At 60.1% G+C, this 19,614-nt stretch carries 20 protein-coding genes; 14 read left to right on the top strand and 6 right to left on the bottom strand.

From position 1 onward, the window contains the following. Positions 1 to 57 precede the first annotated feature (57 nt). From NK667_RS31005 to NK667_RS30995, 3 genes are all read right to left on the bottom strand, one after another. Positions 58 to 2,178, bottom strand: a complete 2,121-nt coding sequence (locus NK667_RS31005; RefSeq protein ID WP_054616792.1) for a mechanosensitive ion channel family protein — start codon at positions 2,176 to 2,178, stop codon at positions 58 to 60. 215 nt (positions 2,179 to 2,393) lie between these two features. After that, positions 2,394 to 3,218, bottom strand: a complete 825-nt coding sequence (locus tag NK667_RS31000) for an IS3 family transposase (RefSeq protein WP_236708629.1) — start codon at positions 3,216 to 3,218, stop codon at positions 2,394 to 2,396. Positions 3,219 to 3,226: 8 nt separating this feature from the next. Further along, positions 3,227 to 3,529: a transposase gene (locus NK667_RS30995; RefSeq protein WP_054055342.1), complete on the bottom strand. Its 303-nt coding sequence runs from the start codon at positions 3,527 to 3,529 to the stop codon at positions 3,227 to 3,229. Positions 3,530 to 3,739: 210 nt separating this feature from the next. Here NK667_RS30995 and NK667_RS30990 point away from each other — a divergent pair, with 210 nt between their 5' ends. The 5 genes from NK667_RS30990 (at position 3,740) to NK667_RS30970 (ending at position 9,143) form a co-directional block, all read left to right on the top strand. Next, positions 3,740 to 4,942 (top strand): MFS transporter, encoded by a 1,203-nt coding sequence (locus NK667_RS30990; protein WP_054616793.1) that lies wholly within the window; start codon positions 3,740 to 3,742, stop codon positions 4,940 to 4,942. A 209-nt stretch (positions 4,943 to 5,151) separates the two neighbouring features. After that, positions 5,152 to 6,078 (top strand): DUF72 domain-containing protein, encoded by a 927-nt coding sequence (locus NK667_RS30985; protein WP_054616794.1) that lies wholly within the window; start codon positions 5,152 to 5,154, stop codon positions 6,076 to 6,078. Next, positions 6,075 to 6,872, top strand: coding sequence for an endonuclease/exonuclease/phosphatase family protein (locus tag NK667_RS30980; RefSeq protein ID WP_054052285.1), 798 nt, complete (start codon positions 6,075 to 6,077; stop codon positions 6,870 to 6,872). Before NK667_RS30985 ends, NK667_RS30980 begins: the two co-directional genes overlap by 4 nt. Next, a complete protein-coding gene (gene clsB, locus NK667_RS30975) occupies positions 6,869 to 8,161 on the top strand; it encodes a cardiolipin synthase ClsB (RefSeq protein WP_054052283.1) in 1,293 nt (430 codons plus the stop codon). The genes NK667_RS30980 and clsB overlap by 4 nt, the downstream gene beginning before the upstream one ends. Next, a complete protein-coding gene (locus NK667_RS30970; protein ID WP_054052281.1) occupies positions 8,148 to 9,143 on the top strand; it encodes a lysylphosphatidylglycerol synthase domain-containing protein in 996 nt (331 codons plus the stop codon). Before clsB ends, NK667_RS30970 begins: the two co-directional genes overlap by 14 nt. 111 nt (positions 9,144 to 9,254) lie before the next feature. Here the strand turns inward: NK667_RS30970 and NK667_RS30965 are convergent, their stop codons facing one another. The 3 genes from NK667_RS30965 to NK667_RS30955 all read right to left on the bottom strand — a co-directional run bounded on the left by NK667_RS30965 (position 9,255) and on the right by NK667_RS30955 (position 12,395). Beyond that, positions 9,255 to 10,013: an alpha/beta hydrolase family protein gene (locus tag NK667_RS30965; RefSeq protein WP_054616795.1), complete on the bottom strand. Its 759-nt coding sequence runs from the start codon at positions 10,011 to 10,013 to the stop codon at positions 9,255 to 9,257. After that, positions 10,003 to 11,112 (bottom strand): DUF3182 family protein, encoded by a 1,110-nt coding sequence (locus NK667_RS30960; RefSeq protein ID WP_054616796.1) that lies wholly within the window; start codon positions 11,110 to 11,112, stop codon positions 10,003 to 10,005. Before NK667_RS30960 ends, NK667_RS30965 begins: the two co-directional genes overlap by 11 nt. 302 nt (positions 11,113 to 11,414) lie before the next feature. After that, a complete protein-coding gene (locus tag NK667_RS30955; RefSeq protein WP_054616797.1) occupies positions 11,415 to 12,395 on the bottom strand; it encodes a GlxA family transcriptional regulator in 981 nt (326 codons plus the stop codon). Between the two features lie 101 nt (positions 12,396 to 12,496). Here NK667_RS30955 and NK667_RS30950 point away from each other — a divergent pair, with 101 nt between their 5' ends. The 9 genes from NK667_RS30950 (at position 12,497) to NK667_RS30905 (ending at position 19,486) form a co-directional block, all read left to right on the top strand. Then, a complete protein-coding gene (locus tag NK667_RS30950) occupies positions 12,497 to 13,045 on the top strand; it encodes a cysteine hydrolase family protein (protein WP_054052273.1) in 549 nt (182 codons plus the stop codon). Between the two features lie 269 nt (positions 13,046 to 13,314). Next, on the top strand, positions 13,315 to 13,896 hold the full coding sequence (locus NK667_RS30945) for a YjfI family protein (protein WP_152981122.1): 582 nt from the start codon (positions 13,315 to 13,317) through the stop codon (positions 13,894 to 13,896). Between the two features lie 24 nt (positions 13,897 to 13,920). Next, on the top strand, positions 13,921 to 14,619 hold the full coding sequence (locus NK667_RS30940; protein WP_054052268.1) for a PspA/IM30 family protein: 699 nt from the start codon (positions 13,921 to 13,923) through the stop codon (positions 14,617 to 14,619). A gap of 178 nt (positions 14,620 to 14,797) precedes the next feature. After that, positions 14,798 to 15,361 carry a rhomboid family intramembrane serine protease gene (locus tag NK667_RS30930; RefSeq protein WP_054052266.1) on the top strand — a complete coding sequence of 188 codons (564 nt, stop codon included), beginning with the start codon at positions 14,798 to 14,800 and terminating at the stop codon, positions 15,359 to 15,361. A 60-nt stretch (positions 15,362 to 15,421) separates the two neighbouring features. Further along, on the top strand, positions 15,422 to 16,456 hold the full coding sequence (locus NK667_RS30925) for an ion channel (protein WP_054616798.1): 1,035 nt from the start codon (positions 15,422 to 15,424) through the stop codon (positions 16,454 to 16,456). Continuing rightward, a complete protein-coding gene (locus NK667_RS30920) occupies positions 16,443 to 17,123 on the top strand; it encodes a DUF2491 family protein (RefSeq protein ID WP_054052262.1) in 681 nt (226 codons plus the stop codon). The genes NK667_RS30925 and NK667_RS30920 overlap by 14 nt, the downstream gene beginning before the upstream one ends. A gap of 15 nt (positions 17,124 to 17,138) precedes the next feature. Beyond that, on the top strand, positions 17,139 to 17,567 hold the full coding sequence (locus tag NK667_RS30915) for a DUF350 domain-containing protein (protein WP_054052260.1): 429 nt from the start codon (positions 17,139 to 17,141) through the stop codon (positions 17,565 to 17,567). Positions 17,568 to 17,588: 21 nt separating this feature from the next. After that, positions 17,589 to 18,317, top strand: a complete 729-nt coding sequence (locus NK667_RS30910; protein ID WP_054616799.1) for a DUF1190 domain-containing protein — start codon at positions 17,589 to 17,591, stop codon at positions 18,315 to 18,317. Positions 18,318 to 18,328: 11 nt separating this feature from the next. Next, entirely contained in the window at positions 18,329 to 19,486 is a 1,158-nt protein-coding gene (locus tag NK667_RS30905) for a glutathionylspermidine synthase family protein (protein ID WP_054616800.1), read from the top strand. The last annotated feature ends 128 nt before the right edge of the window (positions 19,487 to 19,614 follow it).

The following is a 19,614-nucleotide window of genomic DNA, read 5'->3' as shown; positions in this document are numbered from 1 at the left end:
TGCGTTCCCCTGTGGGAGCGGGCTTGCTCGCGAATGGGCCATCAGCCACAACACCGATCATTGAGTTCGCGGTTGATCCGGCAGCAACACCGGCGAGTTCTCCGGTGCCGGCCCTTCCTCTTCGACTCCATCCACCGCCCGATGCGGCATCAACACCTGCTGTGGATAAGTTTGCGCGAAGTGCACCCATGGGCTGTTATCCACAAGTTTTTTCAAGCGCTGGTTAAACGCCCGGCTCACTGCATATTGCCCGCCCGACACTGTGCGGAACTGCGCCGTCAGCACCACGCCGTTGAGGTCCATCTTGTCGACGCCGAACACATCCAGCGGGCCTTGCAGGTTGTACTTGAGGAACGCGTCGTCGCGGATCGAATCCCCTGCCTCGCGGATCAGTTCAATCGCCTTGTCCACATCGGTGTCGTAGGTGAACTGCACCGAGAAAAACGCATAGGCGAATTGCCGCGATTGGTTGGTCACAGCCTTGATCTGCCCGAACGGCACCGAATGCACAAAGCCCTTGCCGTCGCGCAGGCGCAAGGTGCGGATGGTCAGGCCTTCGACGGTACCGGCGTGGCCGGAGTCGAGCACCACCCAGTCGCCAATCGACAGCGTGTCTTCGATGATGATGAACAGCCCGGTGATCACGTCCTGCACCAGTTGCTGGGAACCGAAACCGATGGCCAGACCGACCACCCCGGCACCCGCCAGCAGCGGTGCAACGTTGATCCCCAGATTGGCCATGGTGGTGATCGCACAGATCACCACCAGGATGATTTTGATCGCGTTGCGCAGCAGCGGCAGGATGGTTTTGACCCGCGTGCTCGGTTGCCGCGTCGAGCGTTTGCTGAGCGGTGGCTTCAGCGCCTCCTGAATCGCGGTGTCGAGCACCACCCACAGCAACCACGTCACCAGGAAGATCAGACCGATGCTGCTCAGCGCATTACCAATGGCCCGGCCCACGGTGTTTTGCTCGGCGAATTCGAACAGCGAAATGCCCCAGATGCGCCCAAGGATTTCAATGAATGCCACGGCCATGACGATCCGCAGCAACGCGTGCAGCAGGCTGAGAAAGCGATCCTTGTAGGCGCTGCTGCGCTGGATTCTTTCGGCTTTCCGGGATTTGAACAGGTGCTGGAAAATCGTGCTCAGGAACACCGTGGCGATCAGCAGGATCGTGGTGAATAACGCGCAACGTAGGGCTTTTTGATTGTCCTCACCGACGCCGATCAGGTTGATCGCCGAGACCATCACCATCAGCAAAATCGGCCAGTACCAGAGCCCGGAAAAGATCCGCAGGGATTCTTGTAGCGACGGTTGTTTCAGGCGTTGGGCCAACGGGCGGTTGCGGATCAGATGCGCCACCGGGCGTCGCAGGCGGATAACCAGATAACCGAAGATGATCGAGGCAAACAGCCCGGTAAATACCGCCACGCTGCTGGTGATATTACCGCCCAGTTGCCGGGCAATCTGTGGGCTGGTCAACGCATCGCTGAGCGCCGCAAGGAAGCCGATCAGGAACAGCGGTTTGGGGCAGAAGTCGCGGATGATCTGCACCGCCGGGCGCTTGTGGCCGGTGTTGAACATGACGACCACGCACAGCAGCATCGAGGTCGAGAAAATGCCGCTGCTGGTGGCGTAAGCAAAACACAGCGCCAACGCTCGCCCCGCCGAGGCTTGCAGGAAATGGCTGACGTAAAGGGTCAGCGGCAGGCTGGCGATCGCCGGCAGCGTGTAGGGCAGCAGGTAGCCGAGCAGGTCCTGACTGCGTTGGCGGGTGCTTAGCCAACGGCCCTGGATCAGGCGTTTGGCCGCCAGACCGCCGAGCACCGTGAGCAAGGCAAAAGTGCCGAGCCAGACGCCGGACAGCATCAGGAAATCCCCGGTCACGCTCCAGCCGGAACGCGCGGATGGCTGGTTGACCAGTTTGTCGACTTCGTCCGCCGCCCGATCCGCGCGCACGCGCCAGGCATCCACCAGGTTGTCGTTGAGGTCGAGTTTGTCCTGTACGTCGTCGATGCTGGAACTAATGGCGCCGAGCAGGCCGCCCTGGACCAGTGGTTCGGGCGCGGCCGGCGCTTCGGCGGTGGCGGGAACGCCCGGCAGCGCGGCGGCTTCGAGCTCGCCGCTGCCCAGAATCAGCAACGCCCCCAGTAGTATCGCGGTCTTGAACTTGAACAAAACGCGAAGCTCCTTGCGAAGGGTCTGTAAGGAACTGATCGGCAAATGCCGGGCAAGTTCGGTTTTGGCCTGATTTAACCAACACCGCAAGTCCCCATGTGGGAGCGAGCTTGCTCGCGAATGCGGTGGGTCAGTTGATATATAGGTTGAATGACACACCGCTTTCGCGAGCAAGCTGAACTGGTCAAGTAATTCTGGACACCCGTTACGGTTTTTCACGCCGCCATTTTCTCCATGGCGACCGGTGACCGGTAATCGTTGTAGCTATGAAGCCTGACGTTGTTGTAGCGCATCACGTAGCGCTGCAAATCAGCTCGGGCTTCATACTCCGAGCGGTAACCGGCTTCAGGCACCCACTCTGATTTCAGACTGCCAAAGAAACGCTCCATCGGGGCGTTATCCCAGCATTCGCCTTTACGACTCATGCTTTGCCGCAGCCCATTCGCCAGCAACTCATTCCTGAACTTATGGCTGGTGTACTGGCAGCCTTGATCGGAGTGAAACAGCACGTCTTTGGGTTTTCCTCGCAGCTCAACCGCCATCCGTAGGGCCTCGCAGGTCAGCTCCGCATCCGAGATCATCGAAAACGCCCAGCCCACGAGCCGGCGGGCGAACAGGTCCAGAACCGCTGCAAAATACATCCACCGCGTGCCGACCTTGATATACGTCACGTCCGCGCACCACACTTGGTTGATCGCCGTGACATCAAACTCGCGCTTGAGCACGTGCGGCGCCACCAAGGCTTCAACACCCGATGACTTGTATTTGTGACGCCGGCGCTGACGACTGACCACGCCGGCTTCTCGCATCAAGCTGCGAGCCAAGTGCCGCCCGACGCGATGCCCCTTGGCTTTCAGCTCCCTGGAGAGGGTGCGCGCCCCCGCGGACGCTCTGGATTCCTTGTGATGCTCGACCAGCATGGCTTTGAGTTTCTCCCGCTCAGGGTTCACCTTGCCTTGGCGCTGACGCCAGGCATAAAAACTGCTGCGGCTGACTTCAAACACCCGGCAGCAGTCGTTAACGCCGTATCGCTCGCCCAGCTCATTGATCAGTGAGAATGATCTTTGGCGTCCAACAGCAGGAGAGCACTGGCCTTTTTTAGGATTTCGATATCCCGGTCTTTTTGCCTGAGCAAGGCTTTGAGTTCCTGGATTTCTCGCTGGTCAGCGGTGATCGCTTTGGCTCCCACCGGCGTCGAACCCTGGCGTTCTTTACGCACCTGGTCGACCCAGCGACGCAAGGCCGTAGGGCCAATATCTAAACTGGCACAGACCTCGGGAACCGATATCCCCTCGTCCAGCACCATGCCGACAGCCTTGAGTTTGAATTCAGTTGAATAAGAAGTACGCATACCAAACACCTCAGATTTGGGCGCCATCATAACGCCCGATTGAAGTGTCCAAAATCATTAGGCCTGATCAAGCCCGCTCCCACAGGGGACTTGCGGTGCTTTTTCGATATTTGACCTGAACGCAAATATCAAATGCCAATCCCCCTATTTTTCCGCACAACCCAAACCCCGACACTGCGCTCCATCAAATAACCCACCGGAGTTGCAGTCATGCCCATTGCCTTGCTCGCGCTGACGCTCAGCGCCTTTGCCATCGGAACGACCGAGTTCGTCATCGTTGGCCTGTTACCCACCATCGGCGCCGACCTCGGGGTCAGTCTGCCGTCCGCCGGCCTGCTGGTCAGCCTCTACGCCCTGGGCGTGGCCATTGGCGCGCCGGTGTTGACCGCCCTCACCGGCAAAGTCCCGCGCAAATTGCTGCTGTTGTCGCTGATGGTGCTGTTCACCCTCGGCAACCTGCTGGCCTGGAAAGCGCCGAGTTACGAATCGCTGATCATCGCGCGGATCGTTACCGGCCTGGCCCACGGGGTGTTTTTCTCGATTGGCTCGACCATCGCCACCAGCCTGGTGCCGGAGGAAAAAGCCGCCAGCGCGATTGCGATCATGTTCACCGGCCTGACCGTGGCGCTGGTCACCGGCGTGCCGTTGGGGACCTTTATCGGTCAGCATTTCGGCTGGCGTGAAACCTTCCTCGCCGTATCGGCGCTGGGTGTGATCGCGTTTATCGGCAGCCTGTTGTATGTGCCGAAAAACATTACCCACAGCAAACCCGCCTCGTTGCTCGAACAACTGCAAGTGCTGAAACAACCGCGCCTGTTGCTGGTGTACGCGATGACGGCAGTCGGTTACGGCGGCTCGTTTATCGCCTTCACTTTCCTGGCACCGATCCTTCAAGACATCTCGGGTTTCAGCGCCAGCACGGTCAGCCTGGTCCTGCTGGTGTACGGCATCTCGGTAGCGATTGGTAATATCTGGGGCGGCAAACTGGCGGACAAACGTGGCCCGATCAGCGCGCTGAAAATCATCTTTGCCCTGCTCGCTGCCGTGCTGTTCGTGTTGACCTTTACCGCCAGCAATCCATGGCTGGCCCTCGCCACCGTGCTGGTCTGGGGTGCGGTGGCGTTCGGCAACGTGCCGGGTCTGCAGGTGTATGTCGTGCGTCAGGCCGAACATCACACCCCGAATGCAGTGGACGTGGCGTCGGGCCTGAACATCGCGGCGTTCAACCTCGGGATTGCCGGGGGTGCGTGGGGCGGTGGCTTGATCGTGGCGAATATGGGGTTGATCCATACCGCGTGGATTGGTGGCCTGGTGGTGTTGGTCGCCCTGGCGCTGACGGCGTGGAGTGGGCGGCTTGACCGGCTTGGGCCGGTGTATGCCGAGAGCTCCACCCGCGTCGTCGCCGGTCACTGATACACATCCCTTGTGGGAGCGGGCTTGCTCGCGAAGGCGGTGGATCAGTCAGCATTAATGTTGAATGAAAGACCGCTTTCGCGAGAAAGCCCGCTCCCACAGTTGTTTTGTGGTGTCTTTGAGAAAATTTACCGTCCGTAGCCCCGTGGAAACTTTCTCGTTTGCCCGACAGTCATCAAAAGACGGAGGGTATTCGACGGGGAGGACACATGGCGGCGATTCATATTGGTATTTCAGGCTGGCGCTACATACCGTGGCGCGGGGGGTTTTACCCGAAGGGGTTGACCCAGAAGCGCGAATTGCAATTCGCCTCGCGAGCGGTCAACAGCATCGAAATCAATGGATCGTTCTACGCCCTGCAACGGCCTGAACGCTATCTGCAGTGGTACGACGAAACCCCGCAAGGCTTCGTCTTCAGCGTCAAAGCCCCGCGTTTCATCACCCACATCAAGCGCCTGCGGGACGTTCACAAACCCCTCGCGAATTTCTTCGCGTCAGGAGTGTTGGAACTCAAGGAAAAACTCGGCCCGATCCTCTGGCAATTCCCGCCCAGCTTCAAATTCGACGCGGAGCTGTTTGAACATTTCCTCGAACAACTGCCGCACAACACCGAACAGGCCGCCGCCCTCGCCCGCCAGCACGATGCGCATGTGAATGGCCACGCGAGCATGAAGGCCCACGGCAAAAAACCGCTGCGCCACGCGGTGGAAATTCGCCACGACAGCTTTTTAGACCCGGCCTTCACCCGTCTGCTGCGGCGCTACAACACCGCCTTGGTGATCGCCGACACTGCCGGCAAGTGGCCGTACCGCGAAGACATCACCAGCGATTTCGTGTACCTGCGCCTGCACGGTGCCGAAGAGCTCTACGCCAGCGGCTACACGCCCCAAGCGCTGGAACATTGGGGCGAGCGGATCGATGCCTGGAATCACGGCCAACAACCGGCGGACCCGCATTTGATCGCGCCGCGGCAAAAACCCAAGGTGCGCAAATCCCGGGAAGTCTTCTGCTATTTCGATAACGACATCAAGGTTCGCGCGCCCTTCGACGCACGCAGCCTGCTGGAGCGCTTTCACCTCGGCGATGACCTCGCCACCCGCCCCGGTGAGCCCGCCGCCGCAGGAGTGCTGCCATGAGTATTTCCGAACCGGTCGGCAGCACCGACGAGCATGAAACCATCATCACAGCGGTGCGCCGATTTACCGTGCTGACGGTCAATACTCATAAGGGATTCACCGCACTCAACCGGCGCTTCATCCTGCCCGAGTTGCGCGAAGCGGTGCGTAGCGTGTCTGCCGACGTGGTGTTTTTGCAGGAAGTCCACGGCACCCACGAGCAGCATCCCCAGCGCTACAGCAACTGGCCGACAATGCCGCAATACGAATTCCTCGCCGACACCCTGTGGCCGCAGTTTGCTTACGGCCGCAACGCGGTGTACCCGGCGGGAGATCACGGCAATGCCTTGCTGTCGAAATTCCAGATCGTGCGCCACGACAACCTCGACGTGTCCATCAGCGGCCACGAGAACCGCGGCATCCTGCATTGCGTGCTGCGCTTGCCCGGCGATGCTCTGGAAGTGCACGCGATTTGCGTCCACCTCGGGCTGCATGAAGCGCATCGCACCGAACAACTGAACCTGCTGACCCGGCGCCTCGCAGAGCTGCCAGATGATGCGCGAGTGATCGTCGCCGGTGACTTCAACGATTGGCGCCAGCGCGCCGATGCACTGCTTAAACCTGCGGGCCTGCGCGAAGTCTTCGCCGAGCACCACGGCAAACCGGCCCGTACCTTTCCGGCGCGCTGGCCGGCGCTGCGCCTGGACCGCATCTATGTGCGCAACCTCAAGGCCAGTCGTCCGCAAGTATTGGCCGCGCGGCCTTGGTCCCACCTCTCTGACCACGCACCGCTTTCGGTGGAGATCGAGCTATGAGCAATCCCCCGATGGAGAAAGCCAGCGTGCAACAAATTCCCGCGCCACCGATGGTCGAGCCGGCGGCGGTTGATGTCGAATATGCCTGGCAGGGCAACAACCTTGTCGAGCTACTGGAAAACGGTGAAGCGTATTTTCCACGGGTGTTCGAGGCCATGCGCGCGGCCAAGACGGAAATCCTCCTGGAAACCTTCATTGTTTTCGAAGACAAGGTCGGCAATGAGCTGCAGCAAGTGCTGATCGAAGCCGCGCAAAGGGGCGTGCGCGTTACCGCCAGCCTCGACGGTTTCGGCTGTGGCGAGCTGACCACCGCCTATCTCGCGGCTCTGAGCGAGGCTGGCGTGCACATCCAGATCTTCGACCCGGCGCCCAAGCATCTGGGGTTCCGCACCAACTGGTTCCGCCGCCTGCACCGCAAGATTGTGGTGGTCGATGGCACGATTGCGTTTATCGGCGGGATCAACTTTTCCGCCGACCACCTGGCCGACTTCGGCCCCGAGGCCAAGCAGGATTATTCCGTGGAAGTGCAAGGCCCGGCGGTGGCGGACATTCATCACTTCGCCCTGCTGCAAAGCGGTCGCCCGGCTCGCGCCAAATATTGGTGGCAACGCCGCCGCCAACGACGTTCGGAATTGGCCTTCAACGACCATGACGGTCAGGTCCGGCTGGTGTACCGCGACAACGGCGACCACCGCACCGACATCGAAGAGGTTTACCGGCAAGTCCTGCGCAGCGCCCAGCGCCGCGTTGTCATCGCCAACGCTTACTTCTTTCCTGGTTATCGCCTGCTGCGAGAGATCCGCAACGCGGCCCGGCGTGGCGTCGAGGTGCGGCTGATTCTGCAAGGTCAGCCGGACATGCTGGTGGCCAAGCTTGCCGCACGCATGACCTACGACTACCTGCTCAAGTCCGGCGTACAGATTCATGAATATTGCGAGCGACCGCTGCACGGCAAAGTCGCCCTGGTGGATGAAGACTGGAGCACCGTCGGTTCGAGCAACCTCGACCCGTTGAGCCTGTCGATGAACCTGGAAGCCAATGTGTTGATCCGCGACCGAACATTCAACCGCCAATTGTTTGAGCGCCTTGAAGACCTGAGCAACAACCATTGCAAAGCCATGTCGCCGGACAAGGCCCCACGCGGGAGGGTCTGGCACATGACCGTCGGCTTCCTGGTGTTCCACTTCCTGCGCCATTTTCCGGCATGGGCCGGTTGGCTGCCGGCGCACAAGCCGCGCCTGAAACCCTTCATCCACACGGCCGGGAGCGATCATCATGAGCCACTCTGATGCACCACCGGCGACCCACGCCGACAGCGCTGCGCCTGCAAAAAAGTCCCGCTGGAGCCGTTGGAAAAAACCGCTGACGATGCTGTTTTTCCTGGCACTGATCGTGTTGTTCACGATGCTCGCCCAGCGCATTGAATGGAACGAGGTGTTCGACACCCTGGCCGATTTCAAGGTGCGCACGCTGATCATCGCTTCCGGGCTGACGTTGGTGAGTTTCCTGGTCTACGCCTGCTTCGACCTGATCGGCCGCACCTACATCCGCCAGGACCTGACCTGGAAACAGATCCTGCCGGTGGGCATCATCAGCTACGCCTTCAACCTCAACCTGAGCGCCTGGGTCGGCGGCATAGCCATGCGCTATCGGTTGTATTCACGGTTGGGTGTGAGCAAAAGCAACATCGCGAAAATCCTCGGGCTGAGCCTGGCGACCAACTGGTTTGGTTACATGGTGATTGCCGGCGCGATCTTCAGTAGCGGTCTGGTCAGAATGCCGCCGGGCTGGAAACTGAGCAGCGATGCTTTGCAAGGCGTCGGGGTGCTGTTGCTGGTGATCAGCGCGGGGTATCTGGCGGCATGCCAGTTCTCCAAGCGTCGGGAATGGGCGATACGCGGGGTGGAAATCAACCTGCCGTCGCTGCGCATGGCGGTGCTGCAACTGGCGCTCGGAGCGTTGAATTGGTCGCTGATGGCGGCGGTGATTTTCACCCTGTTGCCAAGCAAGCTGGATTATCCGTTGGTGCTGGGGGTGTTGCTGATCAGCGCGATTGCCGGGGTCATTACGCACATTCCGGCGGGGCTTGGGGTGCTGGAGGCGGTGTTCGTGGCGCTGCTGCAACACGAAGCGTCGCGGGGCAGCCTGGTGGCGGGGTTGCTGGCGTATCGGGCGATTTATTTCATATTGCCGTTGTTGATTACGCTGGTGATGTATTTGGTGGTGGAAGCCAAGGCCAAGTCGTTGCGGATTGCGAAGAAACCATCTTGAAACTTGTGGTGAAGCGGCTGCCGCTTTCGCGAGCAAGCCCGCTCCCACATTGGAATGCGTTTCCCTGTGGGAGCGGGCTTGCTCGCGAATGATCGAAAGGGCACCACCGATTCAACTGGACTGAATAATGCTCAACCGCTCACCCACCACCATTTCCGTGATCCAGTCCACGAGGATCGAGGTGTAGGCCTGTTGTGAAACGGGGTCGCTCAGGGTGTGGTCGGCGCCATCAATGATGCGGTGGGTGAGGGAGTGCGTCTGCTGGCACGCGGCGCGATAACTCATGATCGTCGCGTGGGGAATGTGATCGTCAGTCTCCGACTCCACCAACAGCACATCCCCGGTAAACGCCGCGCAGGCATGCAGCGCCCGATTGTTCTCGGAATGCACCAAGGTGCTGCGGTAATCCAGCAGATCCACCTTATCCAGATCCCGCTTGGGCGTATGCCATTGCTCGTCGCGATACAGCGCCGGCACCCTCAGCGCCAGCCAGCGCACCGGGCGCAATGACGTGAGGATCGCCGCCAGATAACCGCCATAACTGGTGCCGACCACCGCAATCGCCGAGGTGTCGAGGGCTGGGTGGGCGAGCAAGCGGTCGTAAGCGGCCAGCAAATCTCGCAGGTTGTCTTCACGGGTCACTTGGGACAAGGCAATGCCGGTGCCGCCCGTGTGGCCGCGCAGGTCGAAGGTCAGACAGACACAGCCTAAACCGGCGATGCCTTTGGCGCGTTCCAGATCTCGTTCCTGACTACCGCCCCAGCCGTGTACAAACAACACGCCCGGGACTTTCGATTTGGGGCTGAGGAAATGCCCGGTCATCTGTTCGCCGTCTATATCGATTTCAATCGTTTCGCTTCTAGCCGTCATAGGATTTGACCGTTACGTACTTGAGAAGAAAGTCGCTGTTTTCCGCCGGGCCGCGATACACCTCGATGGCATCCGCCGGCAGCGGTTGATCGATGTAGGTTTCCACCGACGACACGCGAATCGCGCTCATCCCCGGATCGTTAATGAAGCTCTGCAATGCAGCGACTTCGGCGCTGCTGGCCCCGCCCATGCGCCAGGATTGTTCGAGTACGCCGCTGCGTTGTTTGCCGTTGCTGTCCAGGCCCTGAGCGATGTCGTAATTGCGCCGCGAGGCGTAGAAACCGGGGTAAGCCTCGTCCGCCGCGTTGTCGAATACCTGGGCTTGCTGGATTGCCAAGCGCACATCGTCCGGCAGCTCCAGTTCCAGCAAATCCTCGTAGTAACCCTGCACCACCAGCAGGTTGGAACCCCCGTAAACCTGCTCGCCTCGACCGTCTTCGGTCAAGTATTGATCACCGCAGTAACTCAGCACTTTGTCGCCGATAAAGGTCTGGCCGACGCTGTGGGTAATCACCTGGTCGAGGTCCTGCTCCAGCACGACGCCCTCGGTGAACAGCTGCTCGGCATCGGGCCGGGCGAGGATGGCGTCGAACTCGTTCAAGCTTTTGATCACTTCCTGACCGCGTCCGGCGCACGCATGAATCGGTTTGAGCCGGATCGGGCCGCTGTTGAGCAAGTGCTCCGCCGCCGGGCGCGCGTCCTCCAGGGAAAATACGCTGAGGCCATCGAGCACGACGTTACGCACTCGCTCGGAAAACAACGGTGACCAGCCTTCCGGTGCATGGGCATCACGATTGAGCAAACCGTGGCTGATGGCTTTGGTGCAGATGAAATCGTGATCGACGTAACCACCCCACAAATCCTCCGGGCCCCTAACCCCCAGTTGCCGAGCGTTCGCGACGCCCACCAGGGTCTGGGTCGGCAAGAGATACAGGTCGCGGCCGCTGTGCTGTTCGGGGTCGTAGCTGCCGCCGTATTTGAGCCCGAGTATCTGCGCCAACCACTTGGCCAGCGCCCGATTGGTTTCGACTTCGTGCAGCGGGGCTTCAGGCCGCACGGAATGGGCGACGACCAGTTTTTTGCGATTTGTTGGGGTCATGCGTCCCCCTTCAATCTGCGCTGATGGATGTGGCTTGAGGGGTGCAGGGATCAAGCCAACGGTGTCTGAAAAGAAATGGCTTTCAGATCAGATGTTTGCTCAAGCAGTGATGGCGTTAGGCCTGTTTGATTCTGCACGACTTACTTCAAGACTAGAGCATTTTGCACGGTCCGAAGACTTGCACCGTTTCCCTGTGGGAGCGGGCTTGCTCGCGAAAGCGGTGTATCAGACACATTGATGATGACTGACACTGCGCCTTCGCGAGCAAGCCCGCTCCCACAGTTTAATTGGCGGTGTAGTCGCTATCGGGTAACCGCCCCAAACCGCGCCCGATAATCACTCGGCGCCAGCCCGGTGATTTTCTTGAACGTGGCGCGAAACGCGCTCGGGTCTTGATAGCCCACGGTCCAGGCGATGTGGTCGATGGTGCCGTTGGTGAATTCGAGCATTTCCCGGGCCTTGCCGACCCGCAAATGCTGGCAGTATTCGGTGGGTTTGAGCCCGGTCGCCGCGCGGAACCGGCGCAGGAACGTGCGCTCTTCCAGCCCTGCGCGCTCGGCCATCGCGGTCAGCGATACGTCGGTCGCGCCAGTGCTTTGCAGCCAGTGCTGGACCTTGAGAATCGACGCATCACCATGGCTGAGAATCGGCGCGAAGTTGCTGCCGCACTGGCTCGCGCTGTCGCTGTGCTCGACCACCAAAAACCGTGCAGTGCCGCTGGCGATGCTCGGCCCGAGCAAGCGATCGACCATGCGCAAACCCAGCTCGGACCAGGCCATCAGCCCGGCGGTGGTGATCAGGTCGCCGTCATCGACGATGGGCGTATCGGCCAAGAGTTTGATCGCCGGGTAACGCTCGGCGAAGGTTTTGGCCGAGGTCCAGTGGGTGGTGGCGCTACGACCGTCGAGCAAGCCGCTTTCGGCCAGCAGGATCGAGCCCACGCACACGCCGCCCAGGGTCGCGCCTTGGGCGTGTTGCTGGCGAATCCAGCGAATCACGCCTTGTGGCGCCTGGCTCTCGGAAAAGCCGCCAATCGATGGCGGGATCATCACTGCTACCAAGGCGCTGTCCGGGCCGGGATGACTGTCGTACACCCGCTCGGGCACCTGATCGCCCTCGCCGCGCCAATGACTGATGCGCAGCATCGGCAATTGCGCCGCCTGATGCTCCGCAGCAATCCGGTTCGCGACCCCGAACAGGTCCGTCAACCCATGCACCGCCGCCATCTGCGCGCCGGGATAGATCAACACGCCCAGTTCGGCGACTGGCCTTTCTACGCCCATTGTCAGTTTTCCCCCTTCTATTGTCGGTGCGGCCAATCCTCGGCGGGCCGGCCAGCGCCGATACTTCATTCCACACCCACACACACTTCGAGGAAACACTCATGGCCAAGCAAGCGCTCATCGTAGTCGATATCCAGAACGACTACTTCCCCCAAGGCAAGTGGCCGCTGGTCGGCGCCGACGCGGCGGCGGACAAGGCTGTACGGCTGATCAACGCCTTCCGCGAGGCCGGCGATCCGGTGGTGCATATCCGCCACGAGTTCACCTCCGATGCCGCACCCTTCTTCACACCTGGCTCTGAAGGCGCGAAGCTGCACCCCAAAGTCCTCAACCGCGCCGACGAACCGGTGGTGCTCAAGCACTTCGTCAACTCGTTCCGCGAAACCGAGCTGGAAGCCATCCTTGACCAGCAAGGCATCGAAAATCTGGTGGTAGTCGGCAGCATGAGCCACATGTGCGTCGATGGCATCACCCGCGCCGCCGCTGATTTGGGCTACAGCGTGACAGTGATCCACGACGCCTGCGCCAGCCGCGATCTGGAGTTCAACGGTGTGACGGTTCCGGCTGCCCACGTTCACGCAGCTTTCATGTCGGCACTGGGATTTGCTTATGCGAGCGTGGTATCCGCCGACGAATTCCTCGCCAGCTGACATCATCGAAACAATTGGTTAAATAAAAAGGCCCGCAGCGTTCTCGCGCTGCGGGCCTTTGTATTTCCATCCGTAAAAATCTCACGCGTGAGCTATTGAGACCCTCGAAAATTCACTGTAGTGTTTCTCACGCGTGAGATTTTCACTACGGAGTCACCAGCATGAAAAGTAGCTCTCCGTCAGGTCCGCCTGCCGAGCCTGTTACCGATACAGCGAGCCGCAAGGGAGAGCGCTCGAAGCCGTCCGCGAAAAAACCGTCGAGCTTCTACATGAAGCAGATGCGTGCGGGCCTGGGTGCCGCCGGTTATGTGAAACACGAGACTTGGGTGCTTCCCGAAAACCGAAGCCTGCTCAAGCAGATGGAGAAACAGCTACGCCAACCGATCCTGGCTGGCTCATTCATGTCGGAGAATTACATGAGCGCAGGTACAAACTGGAACATCGACCGCCTCTTCAGCGCCCTCCAGGCCCTTGATGAAGTGGTTTCCAACGACATCACCCTTTCCCTCGTTCAGGGCTCCGAGCCGAGCATCAAGCTGGAGATGAACGACTTCGGCGGCTTGCCGATTTACATCGCCGTGGTGGGCGAGCAGATCATCGTCGACACCGTGCTGGTGGACGTCGAGTCGATCAAGGACGTGCCGGCCTTCAACGACGCCGTACTGCGCAGCCGCGAGCTGTTCCCGTTGTCCTCGATCGGTATCGAGTCGATGCCGAACGGGCAGACCGTCTACAACATGTTTGGCGCATTGAGCTCCGATTCCAGCCTGACCAACGTTGTGACCGAGGTCAAAACCCTCGTCGACAACGTGCAGCGCGCCAGCGAAGCCTTTGAACGGTTCTTCCATTAATTTTTCAGGAATAGGCGATATCCAATGACTCAGTCCATTTGGAGCAAATTGTTCACCGCGCTGCGCGGCGGCGCCAGTGAAGTCGGCGAGTCCATCGTCGACCAACAGGCCCTGCGTATCCTCGACCAGGAAATCCGCGACGCTGATGGCGCCCTGGCCAACGCCAAGCGCGAGCTGGTCACCATCATGGCCAAGCACAAGCTGTCGGCCGATCGCGTGGCCGAGTACAACGCCAAGATCAAGGACCTGGAATCCAAGGCCATGGCCGCGATCCAGGCCAACCGCGAAGACCTGGCGCTGGAAGTGGCCGAAGCCATTTCGACCCTGACCAACGAACTCGACGTCGAGCAGAAGCAAGCCACCGAATTCGGCGGTTACGCGGACAGCATGCGCAAAGACATCACCAAGGCCGAAAGCCGGATCAAAAGCCTGCGCCAGCAAGTGGACATGGCCAAGGCTCGCGAAAGCGTGCAGAAAGCCCAGGTCAGCGCTTCGATTGCCAGTGGCGGCGCCAACGGCAAGCTGGAAACCGCCGTCGGTACGCTGAACCGTTTGCAGGCCAAGCAGCAGCAACGTGCTGCCGAGCTGCAAGCCCAGGACGAACTGGCCGACGTATCGACCGGCACTGACCTGGAGCGCAAACTGCGCGAAGCCGGTATTACGCCGGACACCGGCAGCGCCAATGCGATCCTGGAACGCCTGAAGCAAAAATCGGCGGAGTAATCAGGCCGGGCGCATAACCTAACCTGTGGGAGCGGGCTTGCTCGCGAAGGCGGTGTGTCATTCAGCATTGATGCTGCCTGACAAGACGCCTTCGCGAGCAAGCCCGCTCCCACATGGATTGCATATATCACCCTGGAAAATTGGTTGCTGTCCCTTTTCTATCGAGTCGAGGTCAAGGATGGATGCCCTGAAGGGTTTCAAGACAATCGCCGGCCTGGCGATTTTCATGGTCGCGCTGCAAGTGCTCAACGCCGTCAGCGGCTACAGCCTCCTTTCATTTGGCCTGGTCCCGAGAACCCTCTACGGACTGCCCGGCATCTTCACCTCGCCTTTTCTCCACGCATCTTTCGCGCACCTGAGCGCCAACCTGATTCCCTTCTTGATCCTCGGCACGTTGGTCATCGTCGACGGACTCAACCGTTTCATCGCCGCCAGCGCGATCATCATCGGCCTGGGCGGCTTGCTGGTCTGGCTGTTCGGTTTTTCCGGCGTGCACATTGGCGCCAGCGGCTGGGTGTTCGGGCTGTGGGCGTACATCCTGTCGCGCGCCTGGTTCCAGCACAGTTGGGGCAACCTGATCACGGCGATTGTCGTCGCGCTGTTGTATGGCGGATTGGTCTTTGGCTTCCTGCCACGCCAGGGTGTTTCCTTCGAGGGTCATATCGCCGGGGCTTTCGCCGGATTTATTGCAGCCAAGGTACTTCTCTCGGCGCCGCGCAACAGGTTTAATGCCGCCCGGTAACTGCAGATTCGGGCCACGAGCATTACCTGGAACTAGCCTTCCCAAGGAGTCAGGGACGTCATGTCGATTTTTCTTCTATTACGCGTGTACGCCTCGACCTTCTTCCACCGTTTCGGCTGGGCGGGACTGGCGATTGCCTTGGGCATTCACCTGAGCACGGCGTATCTCGGCCTGGTGCTGTTGGGCGAGCAACATCTCACCGCCCCCGCCACATTTACCTACTTCTATCTCACCACCACGCTGACTGTCGGCTATGGCGATCTCGCGCCACAGACCGCGGCCGGGCGCGTTTTCGTGGCTACCTGGGTCATGCTCGGGGGCATTGCGCTGTTAACGGCAGCCATCGGCAAGACCACCAGCAGCGTTATCGATGTATGGAGAAAAGGCATGAAGGGCAAAGGCGATTTCACCGGCAAGACCGGCCATACGGTGCTCATCGGCTGGGAAGGCTCGTCCAGTGAGCGGGTCATTGAGTTGCTGCTGGAGGATGAAACCTCCAACGACAACCTGATCGTTATTTGCGATTGCGACCTTGAAGAAAACCCGATGCAGGGCAAAGCCGCGTTTATCAAAGGCGAAAGCCTGTCCTCCGGCGCGCTGTTGGTGCGCGCCGGCGTGCCCGGGGCTGAACGCGTGCTGGTGCGTACTCATTCCGACGACTTGACCCTGGCCACCGTGCTGGCGGTCAATCAACTGAAACCGGTCGGACACGTGGTCGCCCACTTCAACGAAAGCGAAATCGCCGCCCTCGCCAGTTCCTACGCGCCGAGCCTGGAATGCACGTCGAGCATGGCCATCGAAATGCTGGTGCGCGCCTCCCAGGATCCGGGCTCCTCTGTCGTGATCAACGAGTTACTGTGTGTGGGCCAAGGCGCCACGCAATACCTGATGAAATTGCCCCAAACCTATGTGGCAACCTTCGGTGAGCTGTACTCGCGGATGAAAGATCGCCACAACGCGACGCTCATCGGCTACCGCGCCAGGGGTGCGCAGCAACCTTCGATCAATCCGCCCAATGCCACGCGCATTGAGGGCGGTGAACTCTTCTACATCGCCTCCACTCGCCTGAAGGAAATCTCCAATGGGATGGTTTAAACAGTTGATGGGGCTTGAGGCCCCGGGCACGAATTCCAACTCCAACTCGAAGTGGACCGCCAACGACACGCCACCGGTTGTCGGCCCGCTGGGTCTGGCGCAGGGCAAAGGCGTGATGTTCGACAGCACCCTGAAATTGCTGCTCGACGAAAAAACCAGCGTGACCATCCCCGGTTCCCAGCAGATCTGGAGCGTCGGCCATGTCGACCTCGGGCAATCGACCTGGCTCTCGCGCTATTACATGAACGACGAAGACTACTGGCTGCAAGTCCACACCACCGGCGAAATCGATGGGCAGGTAGAGTCAGTGATTCTGTTCAATTACCTCAGCTACGTGACCATCACCAGCGAAGCGGAATTGCGTCGATTGGCCGGCCCGCAAAGCCTGATCGGGCTGCCGACCTACACCCACAACGGCGTCGAATACACCCGTGAATGGGGGACCGAGGAAGGGCAAACGGAACTCGTGCCCCTGAGCGAACACGTCAGGAATCCGGACGAGTCCTACACCATCGAGCACCGTTCGATGCTGTATGCCCGTGATACCGGCCTGACCGATCGCCGCGAGTTGCTGCTGTTTTCCGTGGAGGAAGACGCTGAAGGCACCATCAGCCTGAGCACTTCGCTGGGTATTTCGCTGTACACCACCGACTTGAACACTCTTTAAAAAAGGAAGATTCCCATGCTTGAAGCGCTCTCCATCTCCCTGAACAAGGCCGCCGTCCTCGGGTTTGTGACGTACATCATCGGCGCCGCCGTGTTGTTCGCGCTGTTCCAATTCATCTACACCCGCATCACGCCGCACAAGGAATTCGAACTGATTCGCTCCGGCAACGTGGCCGCGGCGATTGCCCTGGGTGGCGCGATAATCGGCTTCGCCATTCCAGCGAGCAACGTGATTGCCTATTCGATCAACATCCTCGATTTCGTGGTCTGGGCCGTGATCGCAGCGTTCGTTCAACTGCTGGCGTTCCTGATGACCACGCTGGTACTCAAGGGCACGTCCGAGCGCATCCGCAATGGTGAAATCGCTGCCGGCATCTACGTGGCAGCCGTGGCCATCAGTGTCGGCATGCTCAACGCCGCGTGTATGACCCCTTCCCAGAACTGATCGCGCGCAACGGAGATTGTGATGAAACGAAGCAAGTACGTTCAGCTCTCCCTGGCCGCGTCGGTCGCCATGGCGATCTCAGGCTGCGGGCCGACGGAAAAAACCTACGAGATACACAAGAAGTACAACTTCCAGTCCGTCCAGCAGTGCGCCGATGAAAAGCTGCCGGTCGACATCTGTTCCGATGCCTACATGAAGGCCATGGCCGAACATCGCCAAATCGCGCCGGTGTACGACAACCAGGCCGATTGCGACGCCGACTTTGTCGCCGACTGGTGCCAGCAGGACTCCGCCGGCAAGTTCATCCCCAAGCTCGGCGGTTTCGAACTGAACGCCGATGGCGAAGTGACGCAATCCGAAGTGGATGCGGCCAAAGCCAAGCTGCCCGCGTCGGAAGCCAGCGCCGCCAGTGGCTCGGGGTTCTCCGGCAGCAGCCTGCTGACCGGTTTGCTGATCGGCAACATGCTGAGCAACAACCGCAACAGCTACTACTCCGAGCCGGTCTACCGCTATCGCGATGATCGCGGCAGCTACTCGAACTCGACACTCAGCCAGCGGGTTTCGAGCGGTTCGACCTTCAACCGGTCCAACCAGGCGCGCTACGGCAGCAGCAACTACAGCGACACCATCACCCGCAGCAAAGCGGCGACGGTTGCCTCGGCCACCTCGCGCGGCGGCTTCGGCAGCCAGGCCAGCGCACGCAGTGGCTGGGGCGGATCGAGCAAGAGTTCTGGCGGTTCGAGCAGCTAAGGAGCAGGGCCATGAAGAAAATCCTCTGCGCCGAACGTCATGACTGGAAACAGACGGCCGAAAGTCTCGGTTTTCTGTTCCACACCATCGACGACGAACCCTATTGGGATGAGAGCGCGTACTACCAGTTCACGCTCAAGCAGATCGAAAACGACCTGGAAGACCCGACCACCGAGCTGCATCACATGTGCATGGACCTGGTGGCACGCGTGGTGCAGAGCGAGGAATTGCTGGAGCGCCTGAGCATTCCCGCGCCGTTCTTCGACCTGGTTCGTACTTCATGGCTCGAAGGCCATCCGCACCTGTACGGGCGCATGGACTTCTCCTACAACGGCACCGGGCCGGCCAAGTTGCTGGAACTCAACTACGACACGCCGACCAGTCTGTATGAAGCGGCGGCGTTTCAGTGGGGCTGGCTGGAGCAATGCATCGAACGCGGCTTGCTGCCCAAGCATGCCGACCAGTTCAACAGCATCGACACCAAGCTGCATCAGGCTTTTGCGCAGTTGCAGCTCAAGCAGCCGTTCTATTTTGCGTCGATGAAAGACTCGGTCGAAGACAAAGGCACCACCGATTACCTGCGCCTGATCGCGGAAAAAGTCGGCATCGAATCACGCCACATCGACCTCGAAGACATTGGCCTCACCAGTGACGGACGTTTCGTCGATCTTGAAGATCGCTGGATCCCGCACCTGTTCAAGCTGCATGCCTGGGAGTTCATCTTCCACGAGCCGTTTGGCGCTGCAATCGCCCAGAGCGACACGCAGTTTTTCGAGCCGGCCTGGAAATCGATCATCTCCAACAAAGGCATCCTGCCGTTGCTGTGGGAATTCAACAAAGGTCACCCGAACCTGCTCGCGGCGCACGTGGATACCGACCCGAGCAAAGCCGTGCCGAAAGGCTGGGTGCGCAAGCCCTACTTCTCCCGGGAAGGCGCCAACATCGAGTTGCAAACTGCCGACGGTCTGATCGTCAAAGAGGGCGGCCCCTACACGGATGCGCCGTTTATCCTTCAGGAGTTCGCCCCCCTGCCCCGGTTTGACGACAGCTTCACGCTGGTCGGTTCGTGGGTGATCGGCGACCAGGCAGCCGGCATCGGCGTGCGCGAAGACAACAGCCTGATCACCAAGGATTCGAGCCGGTTCCTGCCGCACCTGATTCTTGATTGATCGATCCATCGCCTAAAAAAAGGCCCGGTGCCGTGCATCGGGCTTCAGGGTGAAACAGGGACAAACCAGGCACAGAACGAGACTTACGACTGAAAAGCCGGATAATGGCGGCCAATTCGTCTATCCCG

It is taken from the genome of Pseudomonas nunensis, assembly GCF_024296925.1.
Lineage (GTDB): Bacteria > Pseudomonadota > Gammaproteobacteria > Pseudomonadales > Pseudomonadaceae > Aquipseudomonas > Aquipseudomonas nunensis.
Note: the sequence above shows the minus strand (reverse complement) of the source record. Positions and strands in the feature narration are given on the sequence as shown.

Excerpts from the sequence above, each read along its gene's own strand:
- NK667_RS30955 (WP_054616797.1), bottom strand. The coding sequence starts at position 12,395 with ATGGGCGTAGAAAGGCCAGTCGCCGAACTGGGCGTGTTGATCTATCCC.
- NK667_RS30945 (WP_152981122.1), top strand. The coding sequence starts at position 13,315 with ATGAAGCAGATGCGTGCGGGCCTGGGTGCCGCCGGTTATGTGAAACAC.
- clsB (WP_054052283.1), top strand. The coding sequence starts at position 6,869 with ATGAGCAATCCCCCGATGGAGAAAGCCAGCGTGCAACAAATTCCCGCG.
- NK667_RS30910 (WP_054616799.1), top strand. The coding sequence starts at position 17,589 with ATGAAACGAAGCAAGTACGTTCAGCTCTCCCTGGCCGCGTCGGTCGCC.
- NK667_RS30920 (WP_054052262.1), top strand. The coding sequence starts at position 16,443 with ATGGGATGGTTTAAACAGTTGATGGGGCTTGAGGCCCCGGGCACGAAT.
- NK667_RS30980 (WP_054052285.1), top strand. The coding sequence starts at position 6,075 with ATGAGTATTTCCGAACCGGTCGGCAGCACCGACGAGCATGAAACCATC.
- NK667_RS30930 (WP_054052266.1), top strand. The coding sequence starts at position 14,798 with ATGGATGCCCTGAAGGGTTTCAAGACAATCGCCGGCCTGGCGATTTTC.
- NK667_RS30965 (WP_054616795.1), bottom strand. The coding sequence starts at position 10,013 with ATGACGGCTAGAAGCGAAACGATTGAAATCGATATAGACGGCGAACAG.
- NK667_RS30960 (WP_054616796.1), bottom strand. The coding sequence starts at position 11,112 with ATGACCCCAACAAATCGCAAAAAACTGGTCGTCGCCCATTCCGTGCGG.
- NK667_RS30925 (WP_054616798.1), top strand. The coding sequence starts at position 15,422 with ATGTCGATTTTTCTTCTATTACGCGTGTACGCCTCGACCTTCTTCCAC.
- NK667_RS30940 (WP_054052268.1), top strand. The coding sequence starts at position 13,921 with ATGACTCAGTCCATTTGGAGCAAATTGTTCACCGCGCTGCGCGGCGGC.
- NK667_RS30970 (WP_054052281.1), top strand. The coding sequence starts at position 8,148 with ATGAGCCACTCTGATGCACCACCGGCGACCCACGCCGACAGCGCTGCG.
- NK667_RS30990 (WP_054616793.1), top strand. The coding sequence starts at position 3,740 with ATGCCCATTGCCTTGCTCGCGCTGACGCTCAGCGCCTTTGCCATCGGA.
- NK667_RS30985 (WP_054616794.1), top strand. The coding sequence starts at position 5,152 with ATGGCGGCGATTCATATTGGTATTTCAGGCTGGCGCTACATACCGTGG.
- NK667_RS30915 (WP_054052260.1), top strand. The coding sequence starts at position 17,139 with ATGCTTGAAGCGCTCTCCATCTCCCTGAACAAGGCCGCCGTCCTCGGG.
- NK667_RS30950 (WP_054052273.1), top strand. The coding sequence starts at position 12,497 with ATGGCCAAGCAAGCGCTCATCGTAGTCGATATCCAGAACGACTACTTC.
- NK667_RS30905 (WP_054616800.1), top strand. The coding sequence starts at position 18,329 with ATGAAGAAAATCCTCTGCGCCGAACGTCATGACTGGAAACAGACGGCC.
- NK667_RS30995 (WP_054055342.1), bottom strand. The coding sequence starts at position 3,529 with ATGCGTACTTCTTATTCAACTGAATTCAAACTCAAGGCTGTCGGCATG.